This is a genomic window from Acidovorax sp. JMULE5 (genome assembly GCF_013376875.1).
In the GTDB taxonomy this organism is placed as follows: Bacteria; Pseudomonadota; Gammaproteobacteria; order Burkholderiales; family Burkholderiaceae_C; genus Acidovorax; species Acidovorax facilis.
The window spans coordinates 4,219,728-4,238,758 of record NZ_CP035951.1; the positions used below are offsets into that span (position 1 = coordinate 4,219,728).

Below are 19,031 nucleotides of genomic sequence, written 5' to 3' on the forward strand. Positions count from 1 at the left end.
GCCCTTCGATGAGCCATTTCCTCGATCGCCTTTCGTACTTCTCGCAGCCCCGCGAGACCTTTGCCCAAGGCCATGGCGAAACCAACGGTGAAGACCGCACCTGGGAAGACGCCTACCGCGACCGCTGGGCGCACGACAAGATCGTGCGCAGCACCCACGGCGTGAACTGCACGGGCTCCTGTTCGTGGAAGATCTACGTCAAGGGCGGCATCGTGACCTGGGAAACCCAGCAGACCGACTACCCCCGCACCCGGCCCGACCTCCCCAACCACGAACCCCGTGGCTGCGCACGCGGCGCCAGCTACAGCTGGTACCTGTACAGTGCCAACCGCGTGAAGTACCCCATGGTGCGTGGCCGCCTGCTCAAGCACTGGCGCGCCGCCATCGCCCTGGCCAAGAGCCCGGTGGACGCCTGGGCCAGCATCGTCGAGAACGATGCCTCCAAGCGCGAATGGCAAAAGCAGCGGGGCCTGGGCGGCTTTGTGCGCAGCACCTGGGAAGAAGTCAACCAGATGATCGCTGCGGCCAACGTGTACACCATCAAGAAGCACGGCCCGGACCGCATCATCGGCTTCTCGCCCATCCCGGCGATGTCGATGATTTCGTACGCTGCGGGTTCGCGCTACCTGAGCCTCATCGGCGGCGTGTGCATGAGCTTCTACGATTGGTATTGCGACCTGCCCCCCAGCAGCCCGCAAGTGTGGGGTGAGCAGACCGACGTGCCCGAGTCGGCCGACTGGTACAACAGCTCGTACATCATTGCCTGGGGCTCCAATGTGCCCCAGACGCGCACGCCGGATGCGCACTTCCTGACTGAGGTGCGCTACAAGGGCACCAAGGTGGTGTCCATCACGCCCGACTACTCCGAAGTCGCCAAGCTGGGCGATTTGTGGATGCATCCCAAGCAGGGCACTGATGCCGCCGTGGCCATGGCCATGGGCCATGTGATCCTCAACGAGTTCTACTTCAAGGACGGTGGCAAGGGCCGCTCGGCGTACTTTGATGACTACGCACGCCGATACACCGACCTGCCGCTCTTGGTGGTGCTCAAGGAAAAAACGCTGCCAGATGGCCGCACCGTGATGGTGCCAGACCGCTATGTGCGCGCCAGCGACTTCCCGGGCCAGCTTGACCAGTCCAACAACCCCGACTGGAAGACCGTGGGCTACGACGAACTGGGCCAGGTCACGCTGCCCAATGGCTCCATCGGATTTCGATGGGGGGCGGACGGCCGCCCCGACCAGGGCCTGTGGAACCTGGAGAACAAGGAAGCGCGCACCGGCAACACCGTCAAGCTCAAGCTGTCGGTGATCGAAGATGGCGAGCAGGCCCACGACATTGCCGATGTCGCCTTCCCGTACTTTGGCGGCGTGGCAACGCCCAACTTCACGGCCAACGAACAAGGTGGCGACGTGATGGTGCGCCGCGTGCCGGTGTCCCACCTGGAGTTGGCCGGGCACGAAGCCCAGGGCTGCGTGATGGTGGCCACCGTGTTCGACTTGTTGGCGGGCAACTACGGCATTGACCGAGGCCTACCGGGCGAAGAGCCTGGTGGTGGTTACGACGCCGACCGCCCCTACACCCCCGCCTGGCAAGAGGCCATCACCGGCGTGCCGCGCGAGCAGATCATCACCGTGGCGCGCCAGTTTGCCGACAACGCGCACAAGACCCAGGGCAAGTCCATGGTGATCATCGGCGCGGCCATGAACCACTGGTACCACAGTGACATGAACTACCGGGGCATCATCAACATGCTGATGTTGTGCGGCTGTATTGGCCAAAGCGGTGGCGGCTGGGCGCATTATGTGGGCCAGGAAAAGCTGCGCCCACAGACGGGCTGGACGGCGCTGGCCTTTGCGCTGGACTGGATCCGCCCACCGCGCCAGATGAACAGCACGAGTTTCTTCTACGCCCACACCGACCAGTGGCGCTACGAGAAGCTGGGCATGGAGGAAATCCTCTCGCCCCTGGCTGACAAGAAGGCCTACCACGGCGCGCAGATTGACTACAACGTGCGCGCCGAGCGCATGGGCTGGCTGCCATCAGCGCCCCAGCTCAAGACCAACCCCATGCAGGTGGCCAAGGATGCCGCTGCAGCGGGAATGGACGCGAAGGATTACGTCGTCAAGTCTCTGAAGGACGGCACGCTCACGATGAGCTGCGAGGACCCGGACCATCCGTCCAACTGGCCGCGCAACATGTTCGTGTGGCGCTCCAACATCCTGGGCTCGTCGGGCAAGGGGCATGAATACTTCCTCAAGCACCTGCTGGGCACTACCCACGGCGTGCAGGGCAAGGACCTGGGCAAAGACGAAGCCAAGCCCGAGGAAGTGCAGTGGCACACCAACGCACCCGAAGGCAAGCTGGACCTGCTGGTCACGCTCGACTTCCGCATGAGCACGACCTGCCTGTACTCCGACATCGTGCTGCCCACGGCCACCTGGTATGAGAAGAACGACCTCAACACCAGCGACATGCACCCCTTCATCCACCCGCTGTCCACCGCAGTGGACCCTGCCTGGCAGGCCAAGAGCGACTGGGAGATCTACAAGGGTTTCGCCAAGGCCGTGAGCGAGGTCAGCGTGGGCCATCTGGGTGTGGAAAAGGACGTGGTGCTTACACCCATCATGCACGACACGGCAGGCGAAATGGCCCAGCCCTACGGCGTGCGTGACTGGAAGCGGGGCGAGTGCGAACTCATCCCCGGCAAGACGGCGCCGCAGGTCACCGTGGTCGAGCGCGACTACCCCAACCTCTACAAGCGCTTCACCGCCCTGGGCCCCTTGATGGACAAGGCAGGCAACGGCGGCAAGGGCATTGGCTGGAACACGCAAACTGAAGTCGGCCAACTGGGCGACCTGAACGGCCGTGTGAAGGAAGAGGGTGTGACGCAGGGCATGCCCCGCATCGTGACCGACATTGACGCCACCGAAGTGGTGATGATGCTGGCGCCCGAAACCAACGGCCATGTGGCCTGCAAGGCCTGGGAAGCCCTGGGCAAGCAGACGGGCCGCGACCACGTGCACCTGGCGCTGCACCGCGAGGACGAGAAGATCCGCTTCCGCGACATCCAGGCGCAGCCGCGCAAGATCATCAGCTCGCCCACCTGGTCGGGCCTGGAAAGCGAAAAGGTCAGCTACAACGCGGGCTATACCAACGTGCACGAGTACATCCCATGGCGCACCCTCACGGGCCGCCAGCAGTTCTACCAAGATCACCCGTGGATGCGTGACTTTGGCGAAGGCTTCGTGAGCTACCGCCCACCCGTGCACCTCAAGACGCTGGAAGAAGTGGAAGGCAAGAAGCCCAACGGCAACCGCGAGATCGCGCTGAATTTCATCACGCCGCACCAGAAGTGGGGCATCCACAGCACGTACAGCGACAACCTGATGATGCTCACGCTCAACCGGGGTGGCTCGGTGGTGTGGCTGAGCGAGGACGACGCGAAGGTCGCTGGCATCGTGGACAACGACTGGGTCGAACTCTTCAACGCTAACGGCGCGATTGCAGCCCGTGCGGTGGTGAGCCAGCGTGTGAACCCCGGCATGGTGATGATGTACCACTCGCAAGAGAAGATCATCAACACGCCCGGCTCCGAGATCACCGGAACGCGCGGCGGCATCCATAACTCGGTCACGCGCATTGTGCTCAAGCCCACCCACATGATTGGCGGCTATGCGCAGTTGAGCTACGGCTTCAACTACTACGGAACCATTGGTACCAACCGCGACGAGTTCGTGCTGGTGCGCAAGATGGACCGCGTGGACTGGCTCGACGACGAGCCCGTGTCCAGCACGGCAGCCCACGCCTGAAGCCGAAGACAAGGAGAAACACGATGAAAATTCGCGCACAAATCGGCATGGTGCTGAACCTGGACAAGTGCATTGGTTGCCACACTTGTTCCGTCACCTGCAAGAACGTCTGGACGAGTCGCCCCGGCGTGGAATACGCCTGGTTCAACAACGTCGAGACCAAGCCCGGCATCGGCTACCCCAAGGAATGGGAAAACCAGGACAAGTGGAACGGCGGCTGGGTGCGCAACCCGGACGGCTCCATCGCCCCCCGCCAGGGCGGCAAGTGGAAGCTGCTCATGCGCATCTTCGCCAACCCCAACCTGCCGCAGATTGACGACTACTACGAGCCCTTCACGTTCGACTACGATCACCTGCAGTCGGCGCCTGAAAGCAAGGCCGCACCCACGGCCCGCCCGCGCAGTCTGATCACTGGCAAGCGCATGGAGAAGATCGAGTGGGGCCCGAACTGGGAAGAAATCCTGGGCGGCGAATTCAGCAAGCGCAGTAAGGACAAGAACTTCGACGATGTGCAAAAGGACATCTACGGCCAGTTCGAAAACACCTTCATGATGTACCTGCCGCGCCTGTGCGAGCACTGCCTGAACCCGGCGTGCGTGGCATCGTGCCCCTCGGGCTCGATCTACAAGCGCGAGGAAGACGGCATCGTGCTGATCGACCAGGACAAGTGCCGTGGCTGGCGCATGTGCGTCAGCGGCTGCCCCTACAAGAAGATCTACTACAACTGGCAGTCGGGCAAGGCCGAGAAGTGCATCTTCTGCTACCCGCGCATCGAAGCAGGCCAGCCCACCGTGTGCTCCGAGACCTGCGTGGGCCGCATCCGGTACCTGGGCGTGCTGCTGTATGACGCAGACCGCATCCAGGAAGCCGCCAGCGTGGAGCGCGACCGCGACCTGTACCAGGCGCAGCTCGACATCTTCCTGGACCCGAATGACCCCGATGTGATCCGCCAGGCGCGCATCGACGGCATCCCCGACAGCTGGATGGACGCCGCGCGCAACAGCCCCGTCTACAAGATGGCCGTGCAATGGAAGGTGGCCCTGCCACTGCACCCCGAGTACCGCACGCTGCCCATGGTCTGGTATGTGCCACCGCTCTCGCCCATCACGGCCGCTGCCAACGCGGGCCATGTGGGTGTGAATGGCGACATCCCCGATGTGTCGCAGCTGCGCATCCCCGTGCAGTACCTCGCCAACCTGCTCACCGCTGGCGACACCGGCCCTGTGGTGCGGGCGCTGGAACGCATGCTGGCCATGCGCACCTACCAGCGCGACAAGCACGTGGAGCAGCGCCAGAACCTGGCCGTGCTCAAGCAGGCGGGCCTGTCGATGGCCGAGGTCGAGGAGATGTACCACGTGATGGCCATTGCCAACTACGAGGACCGCTTCGTCATCCCGTCGGCCCATCGCGAGTACGCCGAGAACGCCTTCGACATTCGGGGTGGTTGCGGTTTCTCGTTTGGCAATGGCTGCTCTGACGGCGCCACCGAGACCAGCATGTTCGGCGGCAAAAAGCCCCGCACGATCCCCATCAAAGCCACTGTTTGAGTGCAACGGAAGGAATCACCATGTTCAAGAAGAACCCGACCTCCGTGCGCCTGACCTTGCGCGCTCTGGGTTACCTGCTGAGTTACCCCGATGCGCAGTTGCGCAGCGTGATGCCGCAGCTCATCGACGCGCTTCAGGCCGAGCAAGCCGTTACGGCTGATCGCATGGATGAGCTGAAGGCAGTGTGCGAGCACCTGGCTGCACTCGACCCGCTGGAAGCCGAAGCCCGCTACGTGGACAACTTCGACCGGGGCCGCCAGACCTCGCTGCACCTGTTCGAGCATGTTCATGGCGACTCGCGCGACCGGGGGCCTGCGCTCATCGACCTGCTGCAGACCTACGACAAAGCAGGCCTGAAGTTTGAAGCCGAAGAGCTGCCCGACCACCTGCCGGTGGTGCTGGAGTTCGCCTCCACCCAGCCGCCCGAAGTGGCCAAGGAGTTCCTGGGCGAAATGGCCCACATCCTGAACGCGCTGTTCAGTGCGCTGGTGGCAAGAAGCAGCCCCTATGCCAGCGTGATTGCTGCGGTGCTCGAAGTGTCGGGCCAGCGCGTGCAGTCGGTGGCGCTCACCCCCGAGCCGCCCATGGACGAGGTCTGGGCCGAGCCCGAAGCGTTTGGCGGTTGCAGCACCCAGGGCCAGGCCAAGCCTGACCAGCCGCAGCCTCTGCATTTTGTTCGTACCCCCCGCACCGAGCGGGCACCAGAAGGAGTCTCCGTATGACCGCCTGGCTTGACACCCTCTTGTTTGGCATCTATCCCTACATTTGCCTGGCCGTCTTTTTCATTGGTAGCTGGGCGCGGTTTGACCGTGACCAGTACACCTGGAAAAGCGATTCGTCGCAGCTGCTGCGCACCGGCAGCCTGCGCTGGGGCAGCAACCTGTTCCATATCGGTGTGCTGTTCCTGTTCTTTGGCCATACCGTGGGCATGCTCACGCCGCACTTCCTGTACGAAGGCTTTATCACTGCAGGTGCCAAGCAGATCATGGCGATGGTGACGGGCGGTATCGCGGGCGTGCTGGGCTTCATTGGCCTGTCCATCCTGCTGCACCGGCGCCTGTCGGATGACCGCATCCGCGCCACGTCCAAGACCAGCGACATCCTGATCCTGGTGCTGTTGTGGCTGCAGCTGGCGCTGGGCTTGGCCACCATTCCGCTGTCGGCGCAGCATCTGGACGGCTCCATGATGATGAAGCTGGCCGAGTGGGGTCAGCGCGTGGTGACCTTCCGCAGCGGCGGCGTCGAGCTGCTGGCCGAAGCGGGTTGGATTTTCAAGGCCCACATGTTCCTGGGCATGACGATCTTCCTGGTCTTCCCGTTCACCCGCTTGGTGCATGTGTGGAGCGGCTTTGGCACGCTGGCCTATGTGCTGCGCCCCTACCAGGTGGTGCGTGCGCGCCGCCTGAACCTGCCATCCGGCCATACGCAGTCGCAAGACCGCCGTGGCGTTTGATTTCGCATCACAAAAGGAGCACACCATGAGCGGATGTGGAACCGGCAGCTGCGGCTGCAGCAGCACCAGCACAACCACCAGCCAGAGCGCGCCCCAAAGCCTGCTCTCTCCTGAGCAGGCGGCCGCCTACGAGGCGTTGTCGGCCACGGTAGGGGCGACTGTCATGGCCGACGCGCCCGCCATGGCAGCCCCTCAGCCCACGGGGCTGGCCCCGGTGGCGCGCATCAACGGCGTGGCATTGAATTCAACGGCCGAGTGGCTGGATGACGAAGCCTTGCGCCAGCGTGCCTGCACCGAACTGCTGCGCCAGGCGGCCCAGCAGGCGGGTTTGCTTTCAGCAGACGATGTGCCCGGCGTCGAGGGAGCCATCAGCACCGAAGCCTCCAACGCCATCGAGCAACTACTGGAGCGTGAGCTACCCATCCCCGATCCATCGGAAGAAGCCTGCCGCCGCTACCACGACGCCCACCCTGCGGCACACGCCCAGGGCGAGCGGGCCCAACTGCGCCACGTGCTGTTTGCCGTGACGCCGGGCGTGGATGTGAAGCAGCTGCGCCTGCGTGCCGAGGCCATGTTGATTGACTTGCGCTGTGCGGACGATGGTGGTGCCAAGTTTGCCGAGGCGGCTGCGCAGTGGTCCAACTGCCCCAGCGGCCAGCAAGGCGGCGACCTGGGCTGGCTCACCCGCGCCGACTGTGCCCCCGAGTTCGCCCGCGAGGTGTTTGGCAGCGCCGAGATCGGTGTGCTGGCACGCCTGGTACACAGCCGGTTTGGCCTGCATGTGGTGGAGGTGGTGGCGCGCGACCCCGGGCAGCAGCCTTCGTTCGAAGAGGTGCGCCAGGCCATCGCCCTCACGCTGCGCCAGCAGGCCTGGGTGAACGCGTTGAGGCAGTACCTGCAATTGCTGGCGGGCGCTGCCGTGGCGGAGGGCGTAGCACTGGACGCGGCCGATTCACCGCTTGTACAGTAGTTGCATTGCACGCCATCTGATCGCACCATGCCCGACGAGCTGCTTGATCGCCTGCGTCGTTTTCACGACGACGCCTTTCCCCAGTACCGCGAGCAGTTCCAGACGCTGGTGGACGAGGGGCAGCACCCCACGACCTTGTTCATCGGCTGTTCCGACTCGCGCCTGGTGCCCTACCTGTTGACCGGCGCGGGCCCGGGGGAGCTTTTCCTGGTGCGCAACGTGGGTGCGTTCATCCCGCCGTATGACGGATCTCACGGCCATCATGGCACCACGGCAGCCATTGAGTTTGCAGTGCTCAACCTGCAGGTGCGCCGCATCGTGGTGTGCGGCCACAGTCACTGTGGGGCTATCAAGGCGATGTATGGTGAGGTTTCGCCCGAAGCACCCAACCTGAACCGCTGGCTGGACCTGGGGCGCGAGGCCCTGTTGCCCATGCAGGCGGGCCCCGAAGTGCTGCGCCGCACTGAGCAGCGCGCCGTGGTGCTGCAGCTCGAACGCCTCATGGAGTACCCGATGGTGCGCAGCCGTGTGCAGTCAGGGCAGATCAGCCTGCACGGCTGGCACTACGTGATCGAGGAAGGAGAAGTCCATGTGTTTGATGTCAAGACGGGCGGTTTTGTGCCGGCCTCGCTGGCGGACAACAGCGGCACCGGCCCCTACCACCCGTACGTGGAGCATGATGGGCAAGTTCTTCTGGATGAGCTTTGAACTTGTCCGGCATTCTCACGGCAGATCCGTGAGGAATGAGGCCCTCTTGATGGAACGCAAGACCTCACTGGCGTGAAACCCAAATCATCGGCCCCCATGAAACGCGAACCTCAGCCCCCCTTCAAGCCCACCTCGTCCCTGCAGCCCATCAGCCTGGATGTATTGCGCGAGAAATACCTCAAACCCGGCGAAACCACCGCCGACGAGCTGTACCAGCGTGTGGCGCGGGCGCTGGCCTCGGTCGAAAAACCGGAGCTGCGCGACAAGTACGAAGCCTTGTTCCTCGCCAACCTGAAGGCGGGCGCCATCGGCGCGGGCCGCATCATGAGCGCGGCAGGCACCGACATACAGGCCACGCTCATCAACTGTTTTGTGCAGCCCGTGGGCGACTGTATTCAGGGCGTGGACGACGAGGGCTTTCCGGGCATCTACGAAGCCCTGCGCGAGGCTGCAGAAACCATGCGCCGGGGTGGTGGCGTGGGCTATGACTTCTCCCGCATCCGTCCCAAGGGCGCGCAGGTGAAGGCCACGGCCTCCATGGCGTCGGGGCCGTGCAGCTACATGAATGTGTTCGACCAGTCGTGCTCTACCGTGGAGAGCGCGGGCGCGCGCCGTGGCGCGCAGATGGGCGTGCTGCGCATCGACCATCCCGACGTGCACGAATTCATCACGGCCAAGCGCACGCCAGGGCGCTGGAATAACTTCAATGTGTCGGTGGGCGTGTCGGACGAGTTCATTGCAGCCGTACAGAACAACGCACAGTGGGAGCTGGTGCACAAGGCCCGCCCCGGCGCTGCGTTGCTCGCCCAGGGCGCCCGTCAGCGTGCAGACGGCCAGTGGGTGTATGCCACCGTGCCCGCACGCGAGCTGTGGGACACCATCATGAAGTCGGCCTACGACTTTGCCGAGCCTGGTATCCTGTTCCTGGGCCGCATCAACGAAGACAACAACCTGCACTACTGCGAGGAGATCGCGGCGACCAATCCCTGTGGTGAGCAACCGCTGCCGTCGTACGGTTGTTGTGACCTGGGCCCCATCATCCTCACCCGCTTTGTGCGCCACCCCTTTGGTTTTGGCGGCGTGGCGGCGTTTGACTTTGACGCGTTCACCAAGGCCGTGGCGCTGCAGGTGCGCGCGCTCGACAACGTGCTCGATGTGACCTATTGGCCCTTGCCGCAGCAGCGCGACGAGGCGATGGCAAAGCGCCGCATTGGTGTGGGCTTTACCGGCATGGGCAACACGCTGGCCATGCTGTGCCTGCGCTACGACCTGCCCGAGGGCCGCACCATGGCTGCACGCATTGCCGAGTACATGCGCGACGCAGCGTATGCCGCATCGGTGGACCTGGCGCGTGAGAAAGGAGTGTTTCCGAAGTTCGATGCCAACGGCTATCTGGCCGAAGGCACGTTTGCCAGCCGCCTGCCGGAATCGCTCCAGGCTGCCATCCGCCAGCATGGCATCCGCAATAGCCATCTGCTCTCCATCGCACCCACGGGCACCGTGAGCCTGGCCTTTGCCGACAACGCTTCCAACGGCATCGAGCCGCCGTTTTCGTGGATGTACAAGCGCAAGAAGCGCGAGTCCGACGGCAGCACGACCGAATACGCGGTGGAAGACCATGCCTGGCGCCTGTACCGCGAGCTGGGCGGGGATGTGGAGGCGTTGCCAGACTACTTCGTCTCGGCCCTCGCCATGCCCGCCGAAGGCCACATCGCCATGATGGAGGCCGTGCAGCCCTTTGTGGACACGGCCATCTCCAAGACTGTCAACATCCCTGCCGACTACCCCTACGAAGGGTTCAAGGACCTGTACCTCCAGGCCTGGCGCGCCAAGCTCAAGGGCCTGGCCACCTACCGGCCCAACGCCATCCTGGGGTCGGTGCTGGAGACCCACGCTGCACCTGCGCCAACGCTTGCTGCTGCGCCCATGGTGCCACCCGCACCCCCGGCGGACCCCATGCGCACCGTCATCGAAAGCCGCCCCCAAGGCGGCCTCTCCGCCGTTGCGGAGAAGCTCGAATACTGGACGCAAGAGGGCCACAAGACGCTGTACCTCATCGTGTCGTTCCTCCCCGTTCCCACTGGCATCGGTAACGGCACGGTAGACCGCGCCATTGAGTTCTTCATGCCCGTGGGCCAAAGCGGCGAGTCGCAGCAGTGGATCACCTCCAGCATGCGCATGTTGTCGCTTGCAGCGCGGGGCGGCTTTTTGGAGCGGGCTCTGTCGGACATGCGCAAGGTCGCCTGGGACCGCGGCCCTGTGCGCCTGGGCACCCATCGCAAGGACGACGGCACGCTGGTGCCCATGTGGCACGACTCCGAGGTGGCGGCCATGGCCTATGCCATCCAGAACATCCTGGCGCGCCGCGTGGCCGACCCGGTGCAGCAGCAACTGCCGCTGGATGAGCCTGCACCGCCCCCGGTGGCTGTGCCCCAGGCCATGGCAGGCAAGAAATGCACCGAATGTGGCGCCCATGCCGTGATCCGCAAGGATGGTTGTGACTACTGCACGCAGTGCGGGCATCTGGGGACCTGCGGGTGACCTCTCGCCCCGTCATCCCCCTGCGCACCGCGTCGGGAAAACCGTCGCCGGAGATGCTGGCGTCGCTGGACAGGCAATGGCGCTGGCGCTATCTGATGCTGGCACCGCACCGGTTGGGGTTTTTCCTGGCCATGGTGGTGCTGGTGGTGTCAGGGGGGTGGTGGGCGTTGGTGCAGGTGGCGCGGTCCAGCGGTGGGTGGGGGCTTTACTACGCAGTGTCTCCCACACTGGTGCACTCGGCCGTGATGGCGTTCGGATTCATTCCCCTGTTCTTTTCCGGCTTCCTGTTCACAGCAGGCCCTAAATGGCTCGGGGTGGAGCCTTTGCCAGTGAAGGCGATTCGCGCACCGCTGGTGGCGCAGGCGGTGGGGTGGCTGTTGTGGCTGGCGGGCGCGCACCTGTGGGTTGGCGTGGCGCTGGTCGGGTTGGCGGTTGCGACGGCGGGCCTCGTCTGGATGACCGCGCAGTTCTGGGGGCGTGTGCGGCGCAGCCAGGCCGAGGACCAGTTGCATGCTCGCACCATCGCTTGGGCTTGTACGCTGGGATGCACCAGCCTTGTTGGGCTCTGGCTGGGGCTGGCCGTGGGCACCCATGCGCTCGCACGTGCCTGGGTCTTCACCGGCCTGTGGGGGTTTGTGGTGGTAGTGTATTTCACGGTGGCGCACCGCATGATTCCATTTTTCACCTCCAGTGCCATGCCCATGGTGCAGGCTTGGCGGCCTTTCTGGGTGCTGTGGCTGATGCTGGCGGCCGCCGTGCTGCAGGTGCTGGCGGTGTGGCTGGACTGGCTCGGATTGCCTGCCAGCGCTGCGGGGCCGGCCTGGGGGTTGGTACACGGCACGCTGCAATTGGTGATCGGGGGCGTGCTGGTCTGGCTGGCCTGTGTCTGGGGGCTGGTACAAAGCCTCAAGAACAGGTTGCTGGCCATGCTGCATATCGGTTTCCTGTGGCTTGGCCTTGCCTTTCTGCTTGGAGGGCTTTCGCGGTGGCTGGCGTGGGGCTATGGCATGGGAACCCTCGGCTTGGGAGCGCTGCATGCCCTGACCATGGGCTGCCTGGCATCGCTGATGCTGGCCATGGTGACGCGGGTGTCGTGTGGGCACAGTGGCCGCGCGCTGGTTGCTGACCACTCGGCGTGGACATTGTTCTGGCTGCTGCAGGTGGCTACCGTGTTGCGCATTGCGGCAGAAGTGCCGGGCGTTTTTGGCGTAGCGTGGGTGTGGGTGCTGCCGGTGGCGGCTTTCCTGTGGGCCGCCACCATGGGCGTATGGGGTGTGCGGCTGGGCCGGTGGTACGGTTGCCTGCGGGCCGACGGCCGGCCGGGCTGAAGAAGCTTCTTTCAAGGACCTGTGATGGCTGTCATTCCCTGGCCTTTGCACCATGCCCCTCGGCAGGTGCCAACTGCTGCTCTCCCGCCAGACGATACCGCCGCCATGGCCGCCGCGCTGATCCACTCGCGCCAGACCATCCTGCCTAAACGCCTGGCTGCTCCCGGACCCAGCGCGGGGGAGCTGGCCCAGATTCTCAGCGCTGCGGCCCACGCGCCGGACCACGGCCAATTGACGCCGTGGCGTTTTGTGCTGGTGCCCGCCGCCGCGCGGCCGGCGTTGGCCGACGTGTTTGCGCAGGCTCTGTGCGAACGAGATCCTGCCGCCACGCCCGAGCAGGCCGAGCAGGCCCGCGAAAAGGCCTACCGTGCCCCGGTACTCATGCTGGTGGTGGTAGATAGCCAGTGCGGCGACCCCGCCATCGACCTGTCAGAGCGCTTGGTGTCCGCTGGCTGCGCGGTGCAGAACATGTTGCTCATGGCCACTGCACAGGGCTTCGGATCGGCCCTCACCAGCGGCAAGGCCCTCAAGTCCCCCGGATTGCGCGGCTTGTTCCAGCTGGACGCCTGGGAGCAGGCGCTGTGTTTTGTCAGCATTGGCACCGTGCAATCGCGCAAGGCAGCGCGTGCTCGACCTGTAGCAGACAGCTATGTGAGCACGCTAGACCCGCATAAGGGCGTGGTGCCAGGCTTCTGAGAAGACCGAGCCTCCCTCGCAGCATTTTTTAATTCATCGAAATTTTTTATGAACATTTCCAGCTTCGACGATCTACTTGAGGCGGCACGCATGCAGCCTGAACCCCAGCGGCTCCTGTTCGTGTTTGCTGCCGTTGAATTGCCCGACGATGCCACCCCCGCGCAGCGGGCCCGGTTTGAAGCCGGGCAGGGCGGCGCGCTGGTGCCACTGATGTGCGTGGACAAGACGCCACAGGAGCTGCCGTCGTTCGACGCGCTGGTCGGTGAGGCCAGCCAGTTCACGGCCCCTGGCCACGACTGGGCCATGGTGTTCGCAGCCGCCATGTCGGGCACCCTGAACAAGGCGCCCACCAGCGCCGATGCCGAGGCGCCTTTGCAGCGCATGGTGGATGCGATCAAGGGCGGTGCGCATGGTGCCTACATCCCCTTCGACCGCCAGGGCCAGCCCGTGCGCTTTGGGTGAGGCGAGGATGGCGTCCACTTCTGCACCTGCTCGCCACGTTCCTGGCTTCAGCGCACCTGCAGTCGGGTTCGAAGAGCCCTTCGCCATGCTGGAGGCCTGCCACGAGCGCGTGCAGCGCACGCTGACACTGCTGGACCGCCTGCGTGAACATGTCCGCCAGCAAGGTGCCGATGAGAGCGCGCGCCAGGCCGCGCGCCAGGCCGCGCGCGATGTGTTGCGCTACTTTGATGTCGCTGCGCCATTGCACCATGAGGATGAGGAGCTCCATGTCTTCCCGCTGTTGCTGGCCCAGGCTGCACCGGAGATGAGGACTCTGGTGCAGCGGCTGCAACAGGACCATGTCGACATGGTGGCTGACTGGGCGGCGGCGCGAGTTCCGCTACAAGCGCTGGCGCAGGGGGAAATCGAAGGCTTCTCGGAATCGGCAGAGGCGCTTTTTGATCGATTTGCGGCGCGCTATGCGAGCCATATCCACCACGAGGAGCGCCAGGCCTACCCGGCGGCGCTGCATCTTTTGGAGCCCGCTTTGCTGGGCAGGATGGGACAAGAAATGGCACACCGGCGGGGCGCGCCTGAGCGCTGAAAAGCTCCGCCAGTGCGCTCTGCGCGCCCAGAAAGAGGAGGCCACAGTACCCGCTTTCCATGGCGGTTTGCTTTGCGGTGGACTTGGCTGTTGTCCCTGGAGCCGCCCGGCTGGCGCTGGATGGCGGTTCGGTGCCGCGCAGGTGTTTACCATGGCGGGATGTCAATCTCTCATCTGTATCGGGAAGCACCTTGACCGACACAAAGAAACCCCATTTCGGGCAGTCCTTCAAGCCTGGTGCCATACCAGCCAGCCAGCCCAGTTTTAAATTCGGAATCAACTATGGAACGGGCTTGGTTGCGGGCGTTAGATCTGTGGAGTCGCCCCTCCCCGATGATGCGACGGCGTGCAACACCCGGGGCAATGAATGGCTGATGGCCAACCGGCCCGCAGACGCTATTCGCGCCTACGACCGAGCCATCGCTCTCAAGCCCGACTACGTTGACCCCTACTTCAATCGTGGCAACGCGCTGCTACGCCTGCAGCGCAATCAGGACGCGCTGGCCTCTTTCGATCAGGCCATTGCACTCTCGCCCGGGTTGGGGCTCGCACATTACAACCGGGGAACGGTCCTGCAAACCTTGGATCGGTTGCCGGAGGCCATGGAAAGCTACCGCAAGGTGCTGGCGATAGATCCTGCGAATGTGCAGGCGCGTTTCAATCTGGGCTGCATTCACCTGCAGATGAAGCAGTTTGATGAAACCCTGGAGTGCATGGACCAGGTGATCGAGCGCGCACCCGAGATACCGGAGCCGCACAACAACCGGGGCACGGCTTTGCTGAGGCTGGGCCGGTATGCAGAAGCCGTTGCTGCCTTCAGCCGGGCGCTGGAGCTCAACCCGCAGTCCGCCGAGGCGTACAACAACCGTGGCGAGGCGCAACTGCAACTGAGAAATCTGGAAAGCGCACTGACGGACGTGAGCCGCGCGATCGAGCTTCGGCCCCAGCAAGGGGAGTCCAGATTCCTCATGGGTCGGCTTTTGCGGGAGATGAAGCGGTACGACGAGGCTTTGCAACAGTTCTATCTGGCCCAGCGCCTGCCCGCTCCTTTGGCGATGCTGCAAAGCGAGATCGTTACCGCCAAGGTCCATGGCTGTATTTGGCAAAACCTGGATGAGGAGCTGCTTCAGCTCCAACAGGACATCCGGGCTAGGAAGCCTGTCCTTGAGCCATTCTCTGCCCTGTCCGTGTTCGACCAGCCTGCCCTCCACAAAGAGATTGCAAGCCGTCTTGTAGAACGCGATATGCCTGGCTCTGCAGCGTTGGGCGCGATTCCTGTTCGTGCGAGGGGCGAGAAGATTCGTATCGGTTACTACTCTGCAGATTTTCGCAATCACCCCTCGGCGTACTTGATTGCAGAGCTGATTGAAGTGCATGACCGCGAGCGATTTGAATTGTTCGCGTTTTCGGTCAGTCCCCAGGTGCACGACAGCATGCGCGAGCGACTGGTGGTGGCCTTTGACCATTTTCTGGATGTGCGTGAGCGTACCGATCTTGATATTGCGCAGCTTTCGCGAGAGCTTGGTATCGACATTGCTGTGGATCTGATGGGCTTTACGCAAGCGACGCGTTTGAGATGTTTTTCCTACCGGTGTGCACCCGTTCAGGTCAGCTACCTGGCGTACCCTGGCACCATCGGCGCCAGTTACATGGACTATGTGATCGCCGACAAGGTGGTGATTCCTCCCCATGCCCAGGCCGACTTCACTGAAAAAGTGGTCTATCTGCCGCACAGCTACCAGGTCAACGACTCCCAGCGGAAAGCAGCTGACCGGACATTTTCCCGCGACGAACTGGGTTTGCCCGCCACTGGTTTTGTGTTTTGCTGCTTCAACAACAACTTCAAGATCCTCCCGCCCACGTTTGACGGCTGGATGCGCATCCTCCATGCTGTTGAAGGCAGCGTCTTGTGGCTGCTGGAAGACAACCCGATTGCGGCGCGGAATCTGCGCCGAGAGGCGCAGGCCCGGGGGATTTCTGCAGACCGCCTTGTGTTTGCCAGCCGCGTGCCCATGGACCAGCATCTCGCCCGCCAGCGGATGGCCGACCTCTTCCTTGATACGCTGCCCTACAACGCGCACACCACCGCGAGCGATGCCTTGTGGGTAGGGCTGCCGGTTCTGACGTGTTCAGGACAATCGTTTGCGAGCCGAGTGGCGGCGAGCCTGTTGCATGCCGTGGGGTTGCCCGAGCTTGTCACCCAGACGCAGTCTGCATTTGAGGCCCGAGCCATAGAGCTTGCCCGCGATGTGGCGCAACTCAAGAGCATTCGGGACAAGCTGGAGGAACAGGGGCCCCAGTCGCCCTTGTTCAATGCCCGGCTCTTTGCGCGGCATATCGAGTCGGCATACACCACAATGGTCGAACGCGCGCACCAGGCGCTGCCTCCCGATGTGATTGAGGTGTGAAACTTCACGACGCCCTTCGCGTGGGCGCGAGCCCCATGTCTTGTATTTTTCAGTTTTTTTGCCCCCTTCATGAATCTCACCTTGTTCGGAACCGGTTATGTGGGGCTCGTTACCGGCGTATGCCTTGCAGAGCTGGGCAATGATGTCCTGTGCATCGACACGGATGCCGACAAAATTGCCACACTGCAGCGCGCAGAGGTTCCAATCTACGAGCCAGGGCTGCAGGAGCTGATCGTCGGCAATGTCCGCGCCGGCAGGCTGGCGTTTTCCACCGACATGGCGCGCGGTGTTGCCCACGGTGACGTGCAGTTCATCGCGGTGGGCACGCCCTCTGCGGACGATGGCAGTCCGGACCTGAGTCATGTGTTCGAGGTGGCGGGAGCCATCGCGACCCACATGACCAGCTTCAAGGTGATCGTCAACAAATCTACCGTGCCTGTGGGCGCGGGCGAAGCGGTGCACAAGGCCGTCGCTACTGTGCTTGCCCAGCGCTGGCCCGGTGCCCATCCAGCACCTGGCTTTGCGGTGGTCTCGAACCCGGAGTTCCTCAAAGAGGGCAGTGCGATCAACGACTTCATGCGGCCTGACCGGATCATCGTTGGATTGGGTGAGTCGCCTGAAGAGCAGCGCGCTGGCGATCTCATGCGTGCGTTGTACCGCCCGTTCGGGCATGGCCATGATCGCGTTATCTGCATGGACCGCCGCAGCGCAGAGTTCACAAAGTACGCCGCCAACGCCATGCTCGCCACGCGCATCAGTTTCATGAATGAAATGGCCAATCTGGCAGATCGTCTGGGGGTGGATATCGAACCTGTGCGGGTGGGTATTGGCGCTGATCCGCGCATTGGTGACAGCTTTCTTTATCCCGGCGTTGGTTACGGTGGCAGTTGTTTTCCCAAGGACGTGACAGCGTTGCAGCGCATGGGCGATGACGTCGGGCTCCCGCTGCGGTTGTTGGCGGCGGTGGCGCAGGTCAATGATGGACAGAAGCGGCAGCTGGTGGACAGGCTGGTGCAGCGGCTCGGCCCGGATTTTTCGGGCCAACGGTTTGCGTTGTGGGGGCTGGCCTTCAAACCCAATACCGACGACATGCGCGAGGCTCCCAGCAGGGTGCTGGTGCGTGAACTGCTGGAGCGCGGTGCGGTGCTGCAGGTGTTCGACCCGGTGGCCATGCAGGAAGCTCGCCGATGCCTGCAAGACGATTTGCAGGATCGGCCCGACCTGCTGGAGCGTATCCGTTATGCCCAAAGTCCTATGGATGCGGCGCGCGATGCCGACGCATTGTTGATCGTGACCGAATGGCAGGTGTTTCGCAGTCCTGACTTCGATGCCCTGCGGGCAGTCCTGCGGCAGCCGCTGGTCGTGGATGGGCGCAACCTCTACGAGCCTCGGTCCATGCGTGCTTTGGGGTTTGACTATCTGACGGTGGGGCGGAACGCGGTGGATGCACCTGGGGCCACCACACCATGAAGAAGGCTAAGTCAATCCTGGTGACCGGGGGAGCGGGCTTCCTCGGCTCTCATTTGTGCGAGCGTTTGTTGCAAGATGGTCATGGGGTGCTGTGCGTGGATGACTTTTCCACGGGCTCCGAAAAGAACATTGCCCACCTCCAGGCTTCGCCGCGTTTTCGTTGGCTTCGGCACGATGTCACCCAGCCGCTGGCCGCTGAGGTGGACGAAATCTACAACCTCGCCTGCCCCGCATCGCCCGTGCACTACCAGGCCGACCCCGTGCGGACCCTGCGTACCAGCGTGATGGGGGCGCTGAACCTGCTGGAGCTGGCCCGCCAGTGCAGGGCCGTCATTCTTCAGGCTTCCACCAGCGAGGTGTATGGCGACCCCAGCGTGCACCCACAGCCGGAGTCCTACTGGGGCAACGTCAATCCCATTGGCGTACGGGCCTGCTATGACGAGGGAAAGCGCTGTGCGGAGACCCTGTTTTTCGATTACCGGCGCCAGCATGGCGTGCGCACGAAGGTGGTGCGGCTGTTCAATACCTATGGCCCCCGCATGCGCCCGGACGATGGCAGGGTGGTCTCCAACTTCATCGTGCAGGCATTGCGCGGCGCAGACCTGACCGTATACGGCTCAGGTGACCAGACCCGCAGCTTCTGCTACGTGGACGACATGGTGGAAGCACTGGTGCGCATGATGGCAACGCCTGATGAAGTGGCGGGGCCTGTCAACTTGGGGAATCCTGGGGAATTCACCATCCTGGAACTCGCCCAGAAGGTCCTTGCTCACACGGGGGCCACCGCCCGGATCACCCACCACCCTCTGCCGGGAGATGACCCCCGGCAGCGGCAGCCCGACATCACGCTGGCGCACCAACTGCTGGGCGGCTGGGAGCCCCGTATGGATCTTGATGCTGGATTGCGCCAGACCATCGCTTACTTCAGGGGCGCTGGTGCCCCCTGAACCTGAGAGGCAAAGGGGTGCGGCTTTTCACGTTGCCTCCCTTTCCCATTTGGACTGGTCGCCAGGTCGAAAGTGTCGGTATGGTGGCTGCAGGGTGTACTGGTCA

The 19,031-nt window shown here is 63.6% G+C and carries 14 protein-coding genes; all 14 read left to right on the forward strand.

The features are described 5' to 3' along the window. Positions 1–8: 8 nt before the first annotated feature. The 14 genes from EXV95_RS19220 (at position 9) to EXV95_RS19285 (ending at position 18,925) form a co-directional block, all read left to right on the forward strand. The gene (locus EXV95_RS19220) at positions 9–3,812 is read left to right on the forward strand and encodes a nitrate reductase subunit alpha (RefSeq protein WP_176888070.1); all 3,804 of its coding nucleotides are present in this window, start codon (positions 9–11) and stop codon (positions 3,810–3,812) included. A 23-nt stretch (positions 3,813–3,835) separates the two neighbouring features. Next, positions 3,836–5,359: a nitrate reductase subunit beta gene (gene narH, locus EXV95_RS19225; RefSeq protein WP_176888071.1), complete on the forward strand. Its 1,524-nt coding sequence runs from the start codon at positions 3,836–3,838 to the stop codon at positions 5,357–5,359. A gap of 20 nt (positions 5,360–5,379) precedes the next feature. Further along, positions 5,380–6,081: a nitrate reductase molybdenum cofactor assembly chaperone gene (gene narJ / locus EXV95_RS19230; protein WP_176888072.1), complete on the forward strand. Its 702-nt coding sequence runs from the start codon at positions 5,380–5,382 to the stop codon at positions 6,079–6,081. Next, positions 6,078–6,812, forward strand: coding sequence for a respiratory nitrate reductase subunit gamma (gene narI, locus EXV95_RS19235; RefSeq protein WP_176888073.1), 735 nt, complete (start codon positions 6,078–6,080; stop codon positions 6,810–6,812). The genes narJ and narI overlap by 4 nt, the downstream gene beginning before the upstream one ends. A 163-nt stretch (positions 6,813–6,975) precedes the next feature. Continuing rightward, positions 6,976–7,782 (forward strand): peptidylprolyl isomerase, encoded by an 807-nt coding sequence (locus tag EXV95_RS19240; RefSeq protein ID WP_176889112.1) that lies wholly within the window; start codon positions 6,976–6,978, stop codon positions 7,780–7,782. Between the two features lie 27 nt (positions 7,783–7,809). Then, entirely contained in the window at positions 7,810–8,490 is a 681-nt protein-coding gene (locus tag EXV95_RS19245) for a carbonic anhydrase (RefSeq protein WP_121422054.1), read from the forward strand. 96 nt (positions 8,491–8,586) lie between these two features. Beyond that, complete coding sequence (locus EXV95_RS19250) at positions 8,587–11,031, forward strand: adenosylcobalamin-dependent ribonucleoside-diphosphate reductase (protein WP_176888074.1); 2,445 nt, start codon at positions 8,587–8,589, stop codon at positions 11,029–11,031. Beyond that, the gene (locus EXV95_RS19255; RefSeq protein ID WP_255484804.1) at positions 11,028–12,359 is read left to right on the forward strand and encodes an NnrS family protein; all 1,332 of its coding nucleotides are present in this window, start codon (positions 11,028–11,030) and stop codon (positions 12,357–12,359) included. The genes EXV95_RS19250 and EXV95_RS19255 overlap by 4 nt, the downstream gene beginning before the upstream one ends. Before the next feature lie 24 nt (positions 12,360–12,383). Continuing rightward, a complete protein-coding gene (locus EXV95_RS19260) occupies positions 12,384–13,055 on the forward strand; it encodes a nitroreductase (protein WP_176888075.1) in 672 nt (223 codons plus the stop codon). Positions 13,056–13,103: 48 nt separating this feature from the next. Beyond that, a complete protein-coding gene (locus EXV95_RS19265) occupies positions 13,104–13,517 on the forward strand; it encodes a hypothetical protein (protein ID WP_055398435.1) in 414 nt (137 codons plus the stop codon). Between the two features lie 7 nt (positions 13,518–13,524). Then, positions 13,525–14,100, forward strand: coding sequence for a hemerythrin domain-containing protein (locus EXV95_RS19270; RefSeq protein ID WP_255484805.1), 576 nt, complete (start codon positions 13,525–13,527; stop codon positions 14,098–14,100). Between the two features lie 191 nt (positions 14,101–14,291). Further along, on the forward strand, positions 14,292–16,508 hold the full coding sequence (locus EXV95_RS19275; protein WP_055398437.1) for a glycosyltransferase family 41 protein: 2,217 nt from the start codon (positions 14,292–14,294) through the stop codon (positions 16,506–16,508). A gap of 69 nt (positions 16,509–16,577) precedes the next feature. Beyond that, a complete protein-coding gene (locus tag EXV95_RS19280) occupies positions 16,578–17,978 on the forward strand; it encodes a UDP-glucose/GDP-mannose dehydrogenase family protein (protein WP_176888076.1) in 1,401 nt (466 codons plus the stop codon). Continuing rightward, positions 17,975–18,925: a UDP-glucuronic acid decarboxylase family protein gene (locus EXV95_RS19285; RefSeq protein WP_176888077.1), complete on the forward strand. Its 951-nt coding sequence runs from the start codon at positions 17,975–17,977 to the stop codon at positions 18,923–18,925. Before EXV95_RS19280 ends, EXV95_RS19285 begins: the two co-directional genes overlap by 4 nt. The last annotated feature ends 106 nt before the right edge of the window (positions 18,926–19,031 follow it).

Excerpts from the sequence above, each read along its gene's own strand:
- EXV95_RS19220 (WP_176888070.1), top strand. The coding sequence starts at position 9 with ATGAGCCATTTCCTCGATCGCCTTTCGTACTTCTCGCAGCCCCGCGAG.
- narH (WP_176888071.1), top strand. The coding sequence starts at position 3,836 with ATGAAAATTCGCGCACAAATCGGCATGGTGCTGAACCTGGACAAGTGC.
- narJ (WP_176888072.1), top strand. The coding sequence starts at position 5,380 with ATGTTCAAGAAGAACCCGACCTCCGTGCGCCTGACCTTGCGCGCTCTG.
- narI (WP_176888073.1), top strand. The coding sequence starts at position 6,078 with ATGACCGCCTGGCTTGACACCCTCTTGTTTGGCATCTATCCCTACATT.
- EXV95_RS19240 (WP_176889112.1), top strand. The coding sequence starts at position 6,976 with ATGGCCGACGCGCCCGCCATGGCAGCCCCTCAGCCCACGGGGCTGGCC.
- EXV95_RS19245 (WP_121422054.1), top strand. The coding sequence starts at position 7,810 with ATGCCCGACGAGCTGCTTGATCGCCTGCGTCGTTTTCACGACGACGCC.
- EXV95_RS19250 (WP_176888074.1), top strand. The coding sequence starts at position 8,587 with ATGAAACGCGAACCTCAGCCCCCCTTCAAGCCCACCTCGTCCCTGCAG.
- EXV95_RS19260 (WP_176888075.1), top strand. The coding sequence starts at position 12,384 with ATGGCTGTCATTCCCTGGCCTTTGCACCATGCCCCTCGGCAGGTGCCA.
- EXV95_RS19265 (WP_055398435.1), top strand. The coding sequence starts at position 13,104 with ATGAACATTTCCAGCTTCGACGATCTACTTGAGGCGGCACGCATGCAG.
- EXV95_RS19270 (WP_255484805.1), top strand. The coding sequence starts at position 13,525 with ATGGCGTCCACTTCTGCACCTGCTCGCCACGTTCCTGGCTTCAGCGCA.
- EXV95_RS19280 (WP_176888076.1), top strand. The coding sequence starts at position 16,578 with ATGAATCTCACCTTGTTCGGAACCGGTTATGTGGGGCTCGTTACCGGC.
- EXV95_RS19285 (WP_176888077.1), top strand. The coding sequence starts at position 17,975 with ATGAAGAAGGCTAAGTCAATCCTGGTGACCGGGGGAGCGGGCTTCCTC.